Here is a 17,415-nt window from a genome sequence, read left to right as displayed (position 1 = left end):
GTTTTATGATGCATACCAATCCTCAAATCCAACACCAGCTAAGTTTTCAGCCTCGATAATCAGCTTCAACCTCTCTGATATATATAAACCACCGAGATATTCCTCTTCTAAAGCAAATATGTCCACATCCTTTATCTTGTCATAAACAAAATGCGGAAGATATATTTTCCCGTCTCTTAGCTTTCTGGACTTCTCTGTGTCCAAGATTTCCTTCATGGGCGTTTCCATAAGTAGTGCATAATAAGTCTTCACTACATCTCCGTCGTTAACGGCAACCGAACACCAGGTTATATCTGTTGCATTGATAGCATTTGTTTCGATGCACTGTTTCAATTTCTCAGAACATAAAACCCAATCGCAATCATTACTTAGGTAATCGGAAAAATGCCCTTCGGTTAATTCAAACATTGGCTCACTCCAAGGCTTTTCTAAAGGCAAGCCTTGGTATATATCTATGGGATCAACGCTGTCGGGTGATTCGGCGAAACCATAGCGTTTTTTGTCATAGTCATCGCTTTCTCTGAATGAAAAAATATTATATTTCATTGTTTTTGTTATTTTATTATGTAGTATACAGTTATTTTTCCCATCCTGACTTTCGTAACAATTCAGGATTCTTTCTGACTTCCGCTTTTATATCCTTTTCAAACAGATTAAGAAATTTCTCTTGGTCTTTACCTGCTTTCTTTGAAGCAATTCTCATCCGTTTTAAAACCCAATCATGGTATTTGTAAGGATGTCTTCCCCGATGTGGCAACGCTTCTTTATTCCAACTTCCATTCAAATCTAATTTAAATTTATTAGCAATTCTTTTAAAGTGCTTAGTATATTTCTTACTTTTGTTCGTTGCAAAATGATGTATTTGCTGAGGTAGTTTACTTAAGCATTTTTTAGCGTTATGCACCAGCCACTGCAATGCCCCCACGAAATAAGTATGCCAGTTAGAGACTTCAAAGTTATAAACTTTCCTCGGCTTATACGAGAACTTTACATCTTTTATTTCGATATCTTCTTCATTTCTGCTTTTTATCCTATCACCTGTTTGCAGATCAGCGGCATCTTTCCAACCGTTGTCTGTAAGGAAAGGATGCTCGACAGTCGTCTCTATGATTTCCTCTTCCGTATATAGTTCAACGGTATGATCACTTTCACGAACCATCGTCCGGACGATTTCCTGAAATCCTGTCTCACCAGTCAATTCGTCATACGACCAGACCCTGTCACCCGCCTTGATATCCTCAATGTTCTTCAGTCCGCCATCCGTATTGATTTTAGTCCCTGCAGGGAAACAGGCAAAGACACAGACATGCCCGGCAGAAGCCTTGCCGACAATCTTGTCAATAGATTTGCAGAAAGCTTTCCTTGCTCCCTTGGCCGTTAGTTTCACTGCTGTTTTCAGCCCTGTCTTGCCGACCTGTTTGGCTACGGCTTTGGCAGCAGACTTGGCCGCAACCTTAACGCCAGCCTTAATACCGGCTTTACCTGCAGAGGAGGCTGCGGTAGTCGCCCCAAACGATACAAGCCCGGCAACATCCAAGGCTAGGAAACCGATGTTCATGGCCATCATTCCCCAGTTGCCTTTCATCCCCTCACGGACAGCACCGACGATGGAAGCGACTACGGGAATCAATTCTACAGTATCAAGCCAGCCCCAACCCTCATCTTCATCTTCCTTAGCCCCTTGCTCCTGCAAGGCTTTGATATCCTCCATTGCATCATCAGGCAACGGAATCTGGCCGCTGGTCACAAAATTAATCTTTCCACCCAAGCTGCAAGGCTTTTCTGACCTAAACAGGAGAGTCTCTTGCCCTTTTATCTATATCGTCACCATCCAATTTCCTAGGAAATTTATTCGAATTGTCTTTATCTGTCAATGGCATTAGTTCGTCATCTTTCCAGCGTTTCATCTCAAACAAGGGAAGCCAGTCTCCGAATTCAGGGTATTTCTGCCAATTAGATTCTACGTTGACACGCTGTTCAGAATCATAAATTGTGCGCTCGTCACCTATTTCCTCTATCTTGTGAACTCTTCCGTCTGGAGTAAATTCGTAGTCCGTATAGTCGTAATCCCATTTCCCATATTCGTCTTTTTCCTCATGATAATATCGCAAGGTAAGTTGGTACAGAAACAAATAGCCCTTCCTGTTTCCCTTTTCGTTTTGATAAGGGGCAGGTTCAAAACGATAACTCATATATGTACGTCCTAATTCATCAAGAAAGGAAACAGTACATCCTTCACCTAAGAAAATAATGAAGGCATATGGCTGTTCGTTGAATTCCAATAGTGCCGTGACTTCGAAAGGAAATCCTATCTTGTCTAAGAGTCTATTGTACTCATTAGGAGCGATGCCTTTATCCCAAGCCATTTCAGCCATGCTTCGGTTTCTTTCATAGGCAAAACGTGCCCATTGCTCCATAGTGTAGCTCTGCATCTCCTTAAGAACGCGCTTGGAAACGCGACTTTTATATTCAATTTCATAAACTTCACATGTTTCTTCTTCCGACCAGAGTTTATATATAGTGTAGTTCCAATCGCGATAAGTAATCTTCAATTCTTCCATAATTTACCAGTTATTTAAGTCTTCCATTCTTACTTTATCTTCAGGTACGATACAACATTCTTTTGAGTTATTGTCCCTGCTTTTCGGGAAGCAGATAAATACACAAAGTTTTTTCATTCAGAAGTTCTATTCAACAATTAAGTAATATTCATTATTCATGAATCTACAATTGTTTAATTTCTACATTCTCATGGTCATCTTTCGCGCGCCCAAAAGCCTTAAATAGTACATCAAAAAGGTCTTCTCCTTCGCTTGTTACAAAATAATTGGACAAATCTGTAATGTCTTCCGAGATGTCATTTCCCCAAGGAGGTTGCTGTGCCAAATCTTCTATATCCCATATTACTTTTTGAGGAGATATATAAGAAAATTCTTTTTTACAGTATGCAATTCATCTATTGCATTCCTTACATATTGTTTTCTCTAATAGCCCGTCGTACAAATGTTTCATCAAGTAAGGGAATCTATTTCTCCATTGTCCATTTTACAGATGATATGCAATGTTTGAGAAGAAACAAAATAAAAAGTTTCCAGTACCAATTGTGTAAAAATCAGGTTCAACAAAAATTCCTACTGCCATAGCAACTAATTTTGGATTACAAATATAAGATTTTTTTTATTCCATCTTGAATGTTACTTCCAAATCTTTTGCATTTTTCTTTATCTCTTTTTAAATGCCTTTTGGACTTCTTGTATCAACAACTGTTGTCTTCCTGATTAAGCTAAAGGGCATCCCTGACCAGAACGGTAGAGAAAGTCTCACCTATTCATCATCCTATTCCCAAGGGAATTTATTCGAATTGTCTTTATCTGTCAATGGCATTAGTTCGTCATCTTTCCAGCGTTTCATCTCAAACAAGGGAAGCCAGTCGCCGAATTCAGGATACTTCTGCCAATTAGATTCTACGTTGATGCGCTGCTCCGAATCATAAATTGTGCGCTCGTCACCGATTTCCTCTATCTTACGAACTCTTCCGTCTGGAGTAAATTCGTAGTCCGTATAGTCGTAGTCCCAGTCTCCATATTCGTCTTTTTCCTCATGATAATAACGCAAGGAAAGTTGGTACAGAAACAAATAGCCCTTCCTATTTCCCTTTTCGTTTTGATAAGGAGAAGGTTCAAAACGATAACTCATAAATGTACGTCCTAATTCATCCAAAAAAGAAACATTACATCCTTCACCTAAGAAAGTAATAAAAGCGTATGGCTGTTCGTTGAATTCCAATAGTGCCGTGACTTCGAAAGGAAATCCTATCTTGTCTAAGAGCCTATTGTACTCATTAGGAGCGATGCCTTTATCCCAAGCCATTTCAGCCATACTTCGGTTTCTTTCATAAGCAAAGCGTGCCCATTGTTCCATAGTGTAGTTCTGCATCTCCTTAGGAACGCGTTTGGAAATGCGACTTTTATATTCATTTGTATAAATACGACAAGTTGTTTCCTCTGGTTGGAGCTTATAATGCAAATAGTTCCAATCGCGATAGGTAATCTTCAATTCTTCCATAATTTACCAGTTATTTAAGTTTTCCATGCTTACTTCATCTTCAGGTATGATATCAACTTTTTTTTCTGTTGCATGATCCTTAATAGTTTGTGGTATAGGCTTTTCCTGTTTAGGAATAGAAAGTTCAGCCTTGGCATTTTCATCTATTCTTGTAACGCCTTTTTTCATTCTACCTGGATTCTGCACTCCTTTTCCCCTATACCCCGCGACCTCGTCAATATATTTCTTGGCTGTCTCCTCTGTCACATCAGACAACTGTGTGGCCTTCCGGCTGATAACCTTCTTGCCGTTTTTCATCACTGTATCAACACGACGTTTCATTCCCTCTAACCATACTTCGTGTGCAAACTCTTTCTTCCCGAGCTTCTTGACCATCACTTTATTGAATTTGATGCCACGTAATATACGCCGGGCATATTCAATTCCCTTCCTTGCTAATTCTGTCAAGCAGGCATTATGCACCAGCCACTGCAATGCCCCCACAAAGTAGGTATGCCAATTAGAGACCTCAAAGTTATAAACTTTCCTTGGCCGATACGAGAACTTTACATCTTTTATTTCGATATCTTCTTCATTTCTGCTTCTTATCTTATCGCCTGTTTGCAGATTAGCGGCATCTTTCCAACCGTTTCCTGTAAGGAAAGGGTGCTCAGCAGTCGTCTCTATGATTTCCTTTTCCGTATATAGTTCAACGGTATGATCACTTTCACGAACCATCGTCCGGACGATATCCTGCAATCCTGTCTCACCAGTCAATTCGTCATACGACCAGACCCTGTCACCGGCCTTGATATCCTCAATGTTCTTCAATCCGACAGCCGTATTGATTTTAGTCCCTGCAGGGAAACAGGCAAAGACACAGACATGCCCGGCAGAAGCCTTGCCGACAATCTTGTCAATAGATTTGCAGAAAGCTTTCCTTGCTCCCTTGGCCGTTAGTTTTATTGCGGTCTTCAGTCCTGTCTTGCCGACCTGTTTGGCTACGGCTTTGGCAGCAGACTTGGCCGCAACCTTAACGCCAGCCTTAATACCGGCTTTACCTGCAGAGGAGGCTGCGGTAGTCGCCCCAAACGATACAAGCCCGGCAACATCCAAGGCTAGGAAACCGATGTTCATGGCCATCATTCCCCAGTTGCCTTTCATTCCCTCGCGAACAGCACCGACGATGGAACCGACTACGGGAATCAATTCTACAGTATCAAGCCAGCCCCAACCCTCATCTTCATCTTCCTTAGCCCCTTGTTCCTGCAAGGCTTTGATATCCTCCATTGCATCATCAGGCAACGGAATCTGGCCGCTGGTCACAAAATTAATCTTTCCGCCCAAGCTACAGGGCATCTCTGACCTGAACAGGAGGGTTTCTTGACCTTTTACCCGCAGCTTATAGGTCTTCTGCCATTCCGTACAAGCAGGCACACAAGGCTTTTGCGTAAGACTGCAGATGCCGAACGTGGGAATGTTCACGAGCGGCTGCTTGTCAAGCTTGTTGGCAACAAGGCATCCTTGTATCTTAATGTGCGTGTTGTGGGTCGGGAGGAAGAATGCAGGAGCAGCTCCCTTATCGCACACCATCAGGGCATTCCTTACCACATATTCCAATTGGTCTGCCATAACTCTCTATTAAATGATGTCAGTATCACTGGAAGAGATTTTCATACTCGATCCTCCATCCATATTAACCCCATCAGCTTGTATCTTCAAATGTTCTTTCGTATCCAATGACGAAATTCGAGAATTTAAAGAGAGTGTATCGCTTTCAGAAGAAATTCCCGTCTGGGCTTTCAAGCCGATACCCTTACTTTCAGCACTGATTTTGATATCTTCCGTATCTGATTTCAGACTGACAGTCTTGAGTGCCGCCATCTCAATTACTCCGTTCTTTGTGCCATCTTTGCTCACGGAGGATGATTGAAGACCAATCTTATTGGAAGCGTTGAGCATGATGTTGGCGGCATTCAAGGTTATAGTCTGGGGAGCAGTAATATTGATACTGGAACCTTTGGTGTCCATATGAAAAACATTACCTTTGGCATCCTTTAATGTTATTCCCCAATTGCCATTCTCCATATCATTGAAAGCCAGCGTGTGTCCACTTCTCGTTACGATTGTCTTAGTAATATTTTCCTTTCCGCCTCCTGCGCCCGTAGTTCCGTTGAACAGGCTTCCCATGACATAGGGTCTGTTGGGGTCACCGTGTCGGAATCCCACCAGCACCTGGTCACCCACTTCGGGAATGAACACGAAGCCACGGTTGCTTTTCACCTGGTCGCTGCTTCCTCCGTCTGGCGCCATGACGCGCAGCCAGTCCGTAGACATCTTCTCTGTCTGCCAGTTCATCTGCACCTGCACACGTCCGTGACCGAACTTGTCGTCATTCCTGGTGACCCTGGCCATCTGCGGTTCGGCAACAGGCATCTCCACTTCAGGCTCCGGCAGCGTGTCCACGACCGCAGGAATGGCCTTGAACGTATTGCTGTAATAGCTATCCTCGCCCACGGTATGTGTTATCTCGGTGATGAAGAACTCGCCCAATGACTCGCTCGTCAGGCTGCCCGCCCGCTCGAGGAAGGAACTCTTCAAGTCCACCACGCTTCCCGTGACGAGGGTTGCCGTCTCACTCTGCCCCAGTACATAGTGCGACTCGGCCGTGGCTGCCTCCTGCTTCTTCCTGACATACCTCGTCATCTCTGAGGTGTAGTGGATGCGGGGCAGGGCATACTGCCTTGCAGGATTCCTGTACATCTCGAGCGAAGCCTGGAAGGCCTCATAGCCCAGCTGGTCCTTGTCGGTGGGCTTGTTCGGGGTTTCTGCAGCAATGGTCTGGTCGTTGAGCGAATGATAGGAGAACACCTTTGCCGGCTTTGCCAGCGCCTTGACTCCGATGTCAAGTGACGAGAGGCTTGTCCCGAACTCGAGCTTCACAGCATCCGGCAGATGTACGGGTCGGCCGAAGACCAGGTCGATTCCGTCATAGTAGAGCCATTCGTTGTATTGCAGGGCAAGACGCTTGATGAACGTGAAGTCCGACTCGTTGTACTGGCAAACGTAGTCGAGCTTCTCGGTGTATTCGGGATTTATCCTTGCACTCACCCCCGCCTTGGAAGTCATCTCCTTGATGATGTCAGCCAGGGTGCATCCTGTCCATGAGTTGAAGTTCAGGTCGGTCTCGAGGCGGTAGGTCTCAGAGTATCCCGACACCAGAATATGTCCGAAATCACTGTTCTTCCTGTGCAGGCTCACGCCCGTAACGACCCCCATGAAGGTGGTTTCCGATTTCTCCCCTGCATACACGGCGAAGGACTTTCCAATCCATTTGGCACTGTCCTTGAGGTTGTGGGCATATCTGTTTCCCCCAGCCTCAAGGTCAAGAAGCAGCTCGAAACGGTGGTGATTGTTGATGGACTGATGTAGCTTTAGCGACTTGAAGGAAAATAACTGCTTTCCGTCTATGCCTACGGAAATCTTGTGGTTGAGTATTGACATGTTTTTTTGTTGCTATTCCTTAAAAGAAAATCAGGCCTTCCTCCTCCGGCTTCTTGTCCGAGGCAGGAAGGCCTGTTACCGACTTACTTGCAGTCGTGGTTATACTTTTGGCCAGCGGTTATCCAGCTCGGCATTGCCCACGGTAATGGTCTCAGCCGAGAAGGTCATGGCGATAGTCATCGGTACCTCGTTGGTTGCATCAAGGGTTTCCTTGTAATGCACGATGTAGGCGTTCTTGAACTCGATTTCCTTCATCTTGGCATCCTCTTCGGTCTTCTTGTAGATGATTTTTCCGTCAACGGCCTTGAACTGGCTGTTGAGCATGGCCTCAATGGCAGTGGTATCCTCTGTAGATTCTACCGTAACAGATACTCTTCCGCCGGAAATGCTTGACGACGGCTTGCCTTTAGAGTCAGTATTGCGGCTGAACTCGTAGTTTGAATACAGGACGTCATATTCCTTGCCGCCCAATTCCAGTGTTGCTCTGAATGAACCCATAATTAAAACTTTTTTTAATTGTTGTTGATAATGTTACCGGAGGTCTTTCTGGATTCTGTCATCAAGTCGGCATGAGAACAAAAAAGAGAAAACCTCAACAACTTCTTGAAGTCTCCTCTGTCGGCTGAAAGACAGTCTTGCTCTGGGGAAGAAGAGGAAGAATTGCAATCTGTTGTCTTCGAAGACAAAGATAGGAAATTGGAATCTAAAGTCAAAGGGAATATGAGGAAATATATATTCGCGTTAGTAATGTTTAACAAAGTGCTGTTGTGGAAGAAACGACAAAAGCATGTTCTACTGCTATAGAATAAGAAGGTGGATTGCCTACCCTTAAAATCGTAAGCAATCCACTTTTATTTTATTTCGTAAATTCTATTTTCCTCTACTTGGGAAAGGCTGAGAAAAACTTGTGTTTTAACCCTCGAGAATTCTTCTTGCGCCTCTATATCGGTGGGCATAATAGCCTTCTTCACTGTTGCTTATGGTCACTCCATACTTGCAGCTGGAATGAATGAACTTGAAATTCCCGTCATCCCTGACCTCACATACAATGCCGACATGACCGATGGTGTGTTTTCTTGAACCGAAAAATACGAGGTCTCCCACCTGAATTTCATCCTTATCAATAGATAATCCCTGTTTCCACTGGTCGCGACTTGACCGCCCAAGTGAGATGTTCATGCACTTATAGACATAGCTTGTGAAGCCCGAACAGTCGAAACCCGACGGACTTGATGCGCCATAACGATAGGGAGTGCCGAGGAAGTCCTTGGCTCTGGTGATGAGATCAAAGCCTGAAACATTGAAGAGTGCCTCGAATTCACTGTGATCACAATAGTCTTCGATGCCTTCAGAAGCGTCTTCAGGCGTGATAGGGTTGCCCGCAACAGCGAACGAAAAGGAGGTAATCCATAGGATTGAAAGGGCGAATATCTTCTTAAAATACATTTGCTTGGTTTTAGGTATGACACAAAGTTATGAAAAAAATGCCACTCATGAAAATGTATGATTACATAAATTAACAAACCGTTCACCCTCATCCGCTGCCGTTAAAAACTTTTTAGAGGCTTTAACGGCCATCTCAAAAATTTCACATTTTTGCCTTTTTGTGCAATTTTTCGTTATATTTCGCCCTATAACCACTTATATATAATAAGGTGACAAGTTATAAATAAGCCCACCACGCAAAGGCTTTTCGGCGCTGAAGATAGTTAGTTTCATGCATGTGGGCATAGGCCTCGCGCTCAAAAGCGATGTTGCTGTAGGCTCTGCCTCGCATCACGAGACGCGTCAACCACTCAATGACATACCAGAGATAGAAACCGACAAACAAGGTCTCCTGCATCTGGCGGGTGTGTATGCGCTCATGAAGTATGAGGTCGGGAGTAAGCCGTGTCTCCGTCCTACACACTATAATGCCCATGAAGTTCATGGCTTCAAAACCCTTGAAAGGCAGAAACCGATTGCGAATAATGATCATATTGCAGACAAAGTTAACGAAAATAAGGGAATGACCGGCCCTTAACTCCGTTTATTTTTAAGTCCACTGAAACTGTTTATCACAAGGTGTTTTGTGCCGAAAGAATGCACTTTACCGCATGATTTCACAGTTAACGGGAAATAGGTTAAATCTTTTCAGCGAATTTTACAAATGCTCTTGAATGCTTGGTGTATTCAAAAAGTGCATTGTCTTCGTTCCAAATACGTGCTGTTTTGGGGAAACTTATAATGCGTTGGCATTCATGGAATTACGAAAATCAAGGCAAATGATGAAGTAAAATCATATTGAAAAGCCATGCGATTTGCGTCAAATTACAGTGTAATCTGCGTCAAGAAGCAAGGTAACTAAAGGCATTTTGCGTGGTAAAGTGACTGAGATTGCAAGTTAAAGGGATGGAAGTAAAGCCTCACCCCCAACCCCTCTCCAAGGAGAGGGGAGTGATATGTTCTCTAATTATATTTTATTTGGGCTCCATTTCCAAGGCATTTTACTCCCCTCCCTCTTCGGGGAGGGGTTGGGGGAGGGGCTTCCTTTCCTCCTTATTCCTTTGTGAGGAGTTGGGGGTGAGGCCTTGTTTCCTCCTTATTCCTTGGGAAAGGAGCTGGAGTGTGGCCTTATTTACTTCAGTTTATTAAGCTGTGCTTTCACTTCGGCAGTGACATCTTTGCTCAGCGTATCACTGATGTAAGGAATGCCGGAGCTTACATCCATGATGTAAACATAGCCACCAGCCTTGCCAACAGCCTTGATTGCATTCACCAATTTGGTTGTGATAGGCTGCATTTTCTCCTGCTGTTCCTTGGAAAGTGTCTGCTGGTTGTCCTGCAATGCCTGCTGATACTTCTGATAGAGAGTATTAAGTTCTGTTTCTGTCTCCTGCTGCTTGGTGGCGTTCATGGTAGACTTGTTCTTGTCATACTCCTGACTCTTGCGTTGCAATTCGTCCTGCATGGCTTTGAGATCGTTCTCAAACTGCTTAGCCTTTGCCTCCATTTCGCCACGTGCCTTGATGAATTCAGGCATCTGAGTCATCACTTCCTGTGCGTTGATGTGGCCGAATTTCTGTGCAAATGTTGCTATAGGAGCGAACATCAACATCATTAAAAGAATCTTTTTCATTTTGTTTTCGTTTAATTTGTTGTTATATAATTATTCCTGTTTGAATGTTCAAATGGTTGGATTTTGCCTATCGGCTGTAGCCTAACTTAAGCAAGACTTCGTTTGAAATGTCGATTTTCGGACTGCCGAAGATAATGCCTTGGTCGCTCGAACGGTCGATGACAAGACTGTAACCGCGCAGTTCGGAGATTTCTTTCACGGCATTGTAGACCTCTTCCTGAATGGGGGTCATCAGTGCTTCACGCTTTTTGAAGAGTTCACCTTCGGGGCCGAAGTATTTCTTCTTCAAGTCGGCAGCAGCCTTTTCTTTATTCATGATCTGCTCTTGCTTGGTCTTTTTCTGCTCTTGAGAGAGGAATACCGACTCGTTCTGATAGTTTTTGTACATTGTACTTGCCTCTGTATTGAGTGCTTCCACCTCGGCCTGCCACTTCTTGCTGACTTGGTTCAACTGCTCGTTGGCACGCTCATAGGCAGGAATGTTCTTGAAGATATACTCCATGTCGACCAATGCGAACTTCTGCGCAGCGGCAGATAGAGGTAAAAGGGTAAGAAGGGAAAGGAGTAAAAAGATACCCAATCCTTTTTTGAATATTGATTTTTCCATGTTTGTTTGTTTTTAGTTGACGAGTAGACAGTAGATGAGCAAACGAGTTGCCGGTCGGTTTTGTCTATCAATCAGTTTGAAATCAGTATGAGAAACATTATCAAGTATGTCTGGAACACAGCGAACACATCACTCGTAAACGCGTTAACTTGTCCACTTGTCCGCAGACTTAGAATTCTTGTCCGAGGATGAAGTGGAACTGACTGCCACCTTTCTTCTTGTTCACATTGTCCTTATCGAAGCCGTAAGCCCAGTCAATACCCATCAAACCAACCATTGGAAGGTAGATGCGGACACCGAGACCGGCACTGCGCTTCATGTCGAATGGATTGAAATATTTCGTGTCTGACCAGGCATTACCTGCTTCGACAAAGCCCAATCCATAGATAGTCGTGTTTCCTAAGAGGAACGGATAGCGCAATTCGAGTGTGAAACGGTCGTAGGCATAGCCATTGTAGGCGAGTGAACCATTCTCATAACCGCGCAGTCCGATAGTCTCATCAGCATAGCTTGAAGAGGTTCCGCTCATGCCATCTCCACCCATATAGTAGGTTTCAAATGGGCTCTTCTTGTATTTGTTGTAGCTGCCTAACAAGCCCATCTCAATGCGTGTCATCAGCACGAAGCATTTCTGACCACCGCTTAAAGCCGTATAAGTTTTGGCCTTGAACTTCCACTTGTGGTATTCTACCCAACGATATTTCTCCTGTTGCTCGGCAGAATATGTCGGAGAATAGGGGTTCATGGCTAAGTTCTTATAGTCTTTATGGCTCCAAACACTCCATGGTGGAGTGAGCGTTACACTGGCTGTGAACTCTGAACCACGGCGTGGAAAGAGTGGATTGTCGGTAGAAGTGCGGCTCAGCGAGATACTTAGGTTGAGGTTGTTGGCTGCACCATTGTTCATCAAGAAGTATTTCCAGTTCTTCAGTTGATAGCGCTGATAAGCCAATTGTGCCGAAAGCACGAAGTAATCATCAGGCCAACGCAGGCGCTTTCCCCAACCCAAGCTGATACCATACATGCGCATGTAGGTGTCGGGGTCATAGTAGTTTTCGTAGTAGTTGTTGTTATAATTGCCGTAACCATAGCCATAACCGCCATAATAGGAGTTCAGATAGTTTCGGCGATAAGCATCGTTGTAGTAGCTGCTTGACACGTCGGTCATCTTGCTGAAATACAAACCAACACTGAACTGATTAGGGCGTTTGCCGCCAAGCCAGTTGGTTGAATAGCTGGCATTATAGCTCTGATAGTAGGAACCGTTGGTCTGTGCACTCAAACTCAGCACCTCTCCGTCACCGATAGGCATGATACCACGGTGCTCTTTGTTCTTTCTGAAGAGGTTAGCCATGGAGAAATTGTTGAGTTTCAAACCGATCTTACCGATTACACCGGTCTGTCCCCAGCCCAAAGAGAACTCAATCTGGTCGTTGCTCTTCTGCTCGAGGTTGTAGTTAATGTCTACAGTTCCGTCCTCGGGATTAGGCTTAACATCGGGTTGACTGCTCTTTTCGGGGTCGAAATGTCCCATGGACTGAATTTCTCGAAGCGAACGCATGAGCGCTTCACGGGAGAACAAATCGCCCGGCTTCGTACGCAACTCGCGACGGATAACGTTCTCATAGAGACGCGTGTTACCATTGATGCGCACATGGCTCAGATAGGCCTGTGGTCCCTCAGTGACACGCATTTCAAGATCAATAGAGTCGCCATCGATATTCACTTCGGTCGGATTGATGCTTGAGAATACATAACCATGGTTATAATAGAGGTTGGCTGCAGCATCTTCGTCTTTGGAAACTCGCTTGTCGAGAAGCTTCTGATTGTACACATCGCCCTTTTTCATTCCCAAGATACTGTTCAGTTGCAGGGTGGAATAAACCGTGTTGCCTACCCAGGTGATGTTGCGGAGGTAGTATTTCTGACCTTCGTCAATCTTCACATAGATATCAACATGTTTGGGGTCTACATTCCAAACGCTGTCTTTCAGAAGGGTAGCATCGCGATAACCATATTCGTTGTATTTCTCAATGAGGTTCTTCTTGTCGGTAGCCCAGCGTTCAGGCGTGAACTTCTTTGCCTTGAGGAACGAGCTGAGTTTGCCTGCCTCGTGGATTTTGGCAAAGGCACCTTTCTTGAACAAACCACCTTTAATCTTCGATGAAGTCAAGGCCTTGTTGCCTTCAATGATGATGCTACGCACCTTCATCTTCTCTTTCTTATCGACAATGACGTCAAGAATTACGTTGCCTTTGCTGGCAACATCGTCTCGCTGATTAATCGTAATCTCTGCATTCTTGAAGCCTTTGTCGTCGAAATACTTCTTGGCAAGGATCTTCGCGCGGTCTATCATGTTGGGCGTAATCTGCGAACCTTTGAGCAATCCCAACTTCTTTTCCATGTCTTCGCGCTCGCTTTTCTTCAGTCCTTCATAGTTGATGACCGACACGCGTGGGCGTGTTTTCAGTGCAATATGTAGGTAAATCTTACGTCCAACGATAGAGTCGGCAGAAATCTGAACGTCAGAAAAGAGTCCATGACGCCAGTAACGCTTCACGGCATTGGTGATTTCTGTGCCGGGAACTGTAATCTCCTGACCAACCTGCAGGCCTGATATACCTGTCAGCATATAGTCTTCATAGCCCTCAATGCCAGAGATATTGATACCTCCGATAATGCAGGAGCGAGGTGTTCCGGCATAGGAGATGTCCGGATGAAGTATCTTATCCTGTGCAAAGGCAGGGACACTGCAGGTCATTCCCGCTGCCAATATGAAAAAAGCTTTCTTTATATTGTTCATTATAAAAGATGTTTCTTGTTGCTGTTACATTCCTATTTGGTTACTTCGGCTTCCACCTGTGCTTCTGTCTTGCCAAATCTGCGCTGGCGATTCTGGTAGCTCTGAATGGCTTTTTGCAGGTCGTCTTCGCTGAAATCGGGCCAGTAGGTATCGCAGAAATACAGTTCTGAATAGGCAATCTGCCATAGCAGATAGTTGCTGATACGTAGTTCTCCGCCCGTACGTATCAGTAGTTCAGGGTCGGGCATGAAGTTCGTTTCCAGATGATGACTGATCATTTCTTCCGTGATGTCGGTCGGCTGGAGAGACTTGTCCGTATTCTCGGTGAGGATATTCCTCATGGCTTGCACAATTTCCCAACGTGCACTGTAGCTTAATGCCACGACCATTGTCATTGCAGTATTGCCCTTGGTATGCTTTTCTGTCTCACGAAGTTTCTGCTCTACTTCGGCAGGAAGTCGCTTTCTGTCACCGATAACACGAAAGCGCACATTGTTCTTCATGAAGATTTCATCCTCAAGTGACGTGAGCACTAACCCCATGAGTGCACTGATTTCGTCAGCAGGGCGGTTCCAATTCTCTGTAGAGAATGTATATAGTGTAAGGAACTTCACTCCCAAGCGCGTAGCTTCTGATGTGATTCTACGCACGGCATCCACTCCGGCTTGGTGCCCGTAGCTGCGAGGTTTCCCTTTTTCTGAAGCCCATCGTCCATTGCCATCCATGATGATAGCAATGTGTTTAGGGATTCTTGTCATATCTAATGAAGCTGTCATATCTTCTTTTCTAATCTTTATTACATGTTGTACACTTCGGCATGAAGCTGTAGCTGAGCGTCAGTTGCAGCACGGAATAGCAGTCAGTGTTCTTGAACATCCCCGAGGATGTGATGCCGTAGGGGTCATTTCTTCCATCAAGTTTGTCGCTCATGGAGAAGTGCATAGCCCATTCCACGCCCACATTCATACGCTGTCCTACCTTGTATTTAAGGCCCAAGCCAATAGGAACGTTTGCTGTGAAGACGCTTGAACCGTCACCACCGGCGTATGTTCCGCCGAGTCCTAAGAAGACAAAAGGCGTCAATCTCTTGGCTCCATAGTAGTCATGTCCTGTGCCGTAAGGCCAGAAGTTGTATTCATACGTTAGACTTACATCTGTCAGTGTACGACTGAAGCTATAGGGGGTAACACCCGTGGAGGGATAAACAGTTTTGACATCTCGTTCATCTCCTTTCAGCTTTCCAAACGATGCAGCTAACCTAAGTCCCATATATGGGTTCAGATTGCGGCGGACAAGCAACGTTGCCATCGGCTGGAGGTCGCGTGTGAGCACATTGTTATAATCGCCCAGATAACCTAAGAAACCCACACCTCCGCCTATCTCCATGAGATATTCGTCGTCGGTCTGGGCATTCATGTTAAGCATTGCAGCCAGCATCAACAGCAGAAGTGTTGCCTTTCGCATTTCTACAGGTTATTTCTTTAAGAGCAAGCCGGCGAGGTTCCCCTTCCAAATACGACCACTTCCTCCGGCAATCAGCCAGAGATTATTGTTTTCATCTATCGTCATTGTGAAAGAAGTTTCATTGCTTTCGAAGTTTGCCGGCAGAGACAAACGGGCGTCTTTCTTCCATCCGGTGCCTTTACCTTTGCTGATAAAGAAACTTTCAAAGGCCTTAGCCTTATATTTCCCGATGCCCTTTCCACCAAAGGCTATCAAGTCTTCTCCCATTTTTGCCACCTGGAGATTGGTCAGGCTGGGAGCCATATAAGGCTGGTTATCCTGACCGTAGAATATCCATGACTGTGCAGATTGACTCGAGTTAAGTTGTTTTCCCCATACCAACGCGCCGTAAACATCATTCCCTGACGGAGGATTTCCTATCAGAACAAGGTCGTAAGTGCCTGTGTTCACCTTTGAGGAGAAGCTGAACAGGCTGATGTTCTGGCTTGGCAATTCGGTCGAATTGCTGGCCAGGGTTTCAGATTGCCATGTCGTTCCGCCGTCTTTTGACATCAGAATGCCACCATCGGTAATGCCATAGAGATTGCCATTGGCTCCACCTGCGAGTTGTTTGAGTACAACAGCTCCCCTTGTTTCCCATGTTACACCGTCTCTGCTACGCTGAATACGGCTGTCACTGTACGTATAAAGATAGCCATCAGAGACTGTCAAGTTACTGTAGGCCTTTAGATCAAGGGGGATATTCGGTGTGAGTTGCTGCCAACCACCTACGTCATTGTTGGGTGTTGCATAGAGTTTGGTGTTGTTACCTTCTGTCCCCATGATGTAGATTTTGCCGTTCAATGTCACAGCTTTCATGGCTGAAAGTATGCCCAAGCGGTCATCCTGACCATTCGTTTGCTCCCATGCGAACTTGCCTACGTCTACCTTATGCACGTTCACTCTTACTGTATAGCTGCGGTAGGACTTTCCATCCCGACTGTAAACACGGAACTCCCGTGCTTGAGAAAAGTCTATGGAGTCGGCTGTGGAGAAGTATTTCAGCGAGTCGGAAGTCAGTTTCTTATAGAGAATAGCGCCCCCGTTCTTGGCCGAAATCGTGCATAATATTTTGCTTGCATTAACGCCATAAGGCAGAGAATCCACATTGTAAATCTCCTTGTTGATTTGATCTATATAGAATTTATAGTTACTGCCAGTCAGTTTTACTTGGAAGATAGTGTCTGCACCTTTCTTAGTTTTACCATGTTTAGGGTATTTCAGATTTCCCAAAGAAAACGCTGTGATGGCCGTATCACTATAAGTGATGGTCTCATTATCATCGCCTTTCAAGCAAGATGCAAAGACAAACAGGGCCGAGAATAGCGCCACAAAGAGTATAAGTTTCGTTTTCATTCCACCTTATTTAATGTTGTTTTTACTGCAACAGCACATTACCGCACAAGTTTTTGGTTGCAAATTTAAGCAGAATTCTGCAAATAGTCCACTATTAAGTGCTATTATTATGTAAAATAATGATTATTCTTCCGTTTTTTAAGTTTGTTTTACAAAGCGCAGAATATCATGGTTTCGTGCTTTCATGAGTGCTTTCCTTAGATGTTTTGTTTATCCTCCATATTGTCAGATTTTAGCGAATAAGGGTGATAGCCGATGGTTTATGGGAATCAATAATGATATCCTGAAAAGAAAAGAATGTAAGTTGTTTTGTGTTTCATAAGGTATTTTTTAGGCGTTCTTACCCTTTATATCATCATTCAACTTTATGAAGAGTTTGAGCCTTGCACCATATGAATAGGCAAGGCTCAAATGCTGTTTTGCCTCCTTAAAATCCTGCTTGCAGAGTCTCAAGGCATAGGCAAAATAAAATTCAGAATG

At 44.5% G+C, this 17,415-nt stretch carries 16 protein-coding genes; all 16 read right to left on the bottom strand.

Translation table 11 applies throughout. The features are described from left to right. Positions 1-3: 3 nt before the first annotated feature. The 16 genes from EL210_RS04365 to EL210_RS04290 all read right to left on the bottom strand — a co-directional run bounded on the left by EL210_RS04365 (position 4) and on the right by EL210_RS04290 (position 16,935). Entirely contained in the window at positions 4-546 is a 543-nt protein-coding gene (locus tag EL210_RS04365) for an imm11 family protein (protein ID WP_018919938.1), read from the bottom strand. Between the two features lie 31 nt (positions 547-577). Then, positions 578-1,768, bottom strand: coding sequence for a polymorphic toxin-type HINT domain-containing protein (locus EL210_RS04360; protein ID WP_232000431.1), 1,191 nt, complete (start codon positions 1,766-1,768; stop codon positions 578-580). 19 nt (positions 1,769-1,787) lie between these two features. Continuing rightward, positions 1,788-2,561, bottom strand: coding sequence for a hypothetical protein (locus EL210_RS04355; RefSeq protein WP_018919940.1), 774 nt, complete (start codon positions 2,559-2,561; stop codon positions 1,788-1,790). Positions 2,562-2,724: 163 nt separating this feature from the next. Further along, on the bottom strand, positions 2,725-2,952 hold the full coding sequence (locus EL210_RS14020) for an Imm70 family immunity protein (protein ID WP_081620283.1): 228 nt from the start codon (positions 2,950-2,952) through the stop codon (positions 2,725-2,727). Between the two features lie 384 nt (positions 2,953-3,336). Then, positions 3,337-4,065 carry a hypothetical protein gene (locus tag EL210_RS04345; protein WP_036889768.1) on the bottom strand — a complete coding sequence of 243 codons (729 nt, stop codon included), beginning with the start codon at positions 4,063-4,065 and terminating at the stop codon, positions 3,337-3,339. A gap of 3 nt (positions 4,066-4,068) precedes the next feature. After that, positions 4,069-5,676 carry a polymorphic toxin-type HINT domain-containing protein gene (locus EL210_RS04340; protein ID WP_126370206.1) on the bottom strand — a complete coding sequence of 536 codons (1,608 nt, stop codon included), beginning with the start codon at positions 5,674-5,676 and terminating at the stop codon, positions 4,069-4,071. A 9-nt stretch (positions 5,677-5,685) separates the two neighbouring features. Further along, positions 5,686-7,548 carry a type VI secretion system Vgr family protein gene (locus EL210_RS04335; protein ID WP_232000420.1) on the bottom strand — a complete coding sequence of 621 codons (1,863 nt, stop codon included), beginning with the start codon at positions 7,546-7,548 and terminating at the stop codon, positions 5,686-5,688. 99 nt (positions 7,549-7,647) lie between these two features. Further along, positions 7,648-8,046, bottom strand: coding sequence for a type VI secretion system tube protein TssD (tssD, locus tag EL210_RS04330; protein ID WP_004371075.1), 399 nt, complete (start codon positions 8,044-8,046; stop codon positions 7,648-7,650). A 414-nt stretch (positions 8,047-8,460) separates the two neighbouring features. After that, entirely contained in the window at positions 8,461-8,994 is a 534-nt protein-coding gene (locus tag EL210_RS04325; RefSeq protein ID WP_018920215.1) for a C40 family peptidase, read from the bottom strand. 217 nt (positions 8,995-9,211) lie between these two features. After that, on the bottom strand, positions 9,212-9,526 hold the full coding sequence (locus EL210_RS04320; RefSeq protein WP_018920216.1) for a hypothetical protein: 315 nt from the start codon (positions 9,524-9,526) through the stop codon (positions 9,212-9,214). Positions 9,527-10,165: 639 nt separating this feature from the next. Continuing rightward, positions 10,166-10,666, bottom strand: coding sequence for an OmpH/Skp family outer membrane protein (locus EL210_RS04315; RefSeq protein WP_004378239.1), 501 nt, complete (start codon positions 10,664-10,666; stop codon positions 10,166-10,168). A gap of 67 nt (positions 10,667-10,733) precedes the next feature. After that, positions 10,734-11,273: an OmpH/Skp family outer membrane protein gene (locus EL210_RS04310; protein WP_025879530.1), complete on the bottom strand. Its 540-nt coding sequence runs from the start codon at positions 11,271-11,273 to the stop codon at positions 10,734-10,736. A gap of 169 nt (positions 11,274-11,442) precedes the next feature. Beyond that, on the bottom strand, positions 11,443-14,076 hold the full coding sequence (locus EL210_RS04305; protein ID WP_018920219.1) for a BamA/OMP85 family outer membrane protein: 2,634 nt from the start codon (positions 14,074-14,076) through the stop codon (positions 11,443-11,445). Between the two features lie 32 nt (positions 14,077-14,108). Then, positions 14,109-14,852, bottom strand: coding sequence for an isoprenyl transferase (locus tag EL210_RS04300; RefSeq protein ID WP_025879531.1), 744 nt, complete (start codon positions 14,850-14,852; stop codon positions 14,109-14,111). Between the two features lie 10 nt (positions 14,853-14,862). Continuing rightward, complete coding sequence (gene porG / locus EL210_RS04295; RefSeq protein ID WP_018920221.1) at positions 14,863-15,540, bottom strand: type IX secretion system protein PorG; 678 nt, start codon at positions 15,538-15,540, stop codon at positions 14,863-14,865. 9 nt (positions 15,541-15,549) lie between these two features. Next, positions 15,550-16,935 carry a DUF6242 domain-containing protein gene (locus tag EL210_RS04290; RefSeq protein WP_018920222.1) on the bottom strand — a complete coding sequence of 462 codons (1,386 nt, stop codon included), beginning with the start codon at positions 16,933-16,935 and terminating at the stop codon, positions 15,550-15,552. Positions 16,936-17,415 lie beyond the last annotated feature (480 nt).

The sequence above is a fragment of the Segatella oris genome, from assembly GCF_900637655.1.
Lineage (GTDB): Bacteria > Bacteroidota > Bacteroidia > Bacteroidales > Bacteroidaceae > Prevotella > Prevotella oris.
This window is presented reverse-complemented; position numbering and strand designations above follow the sequence as displayed.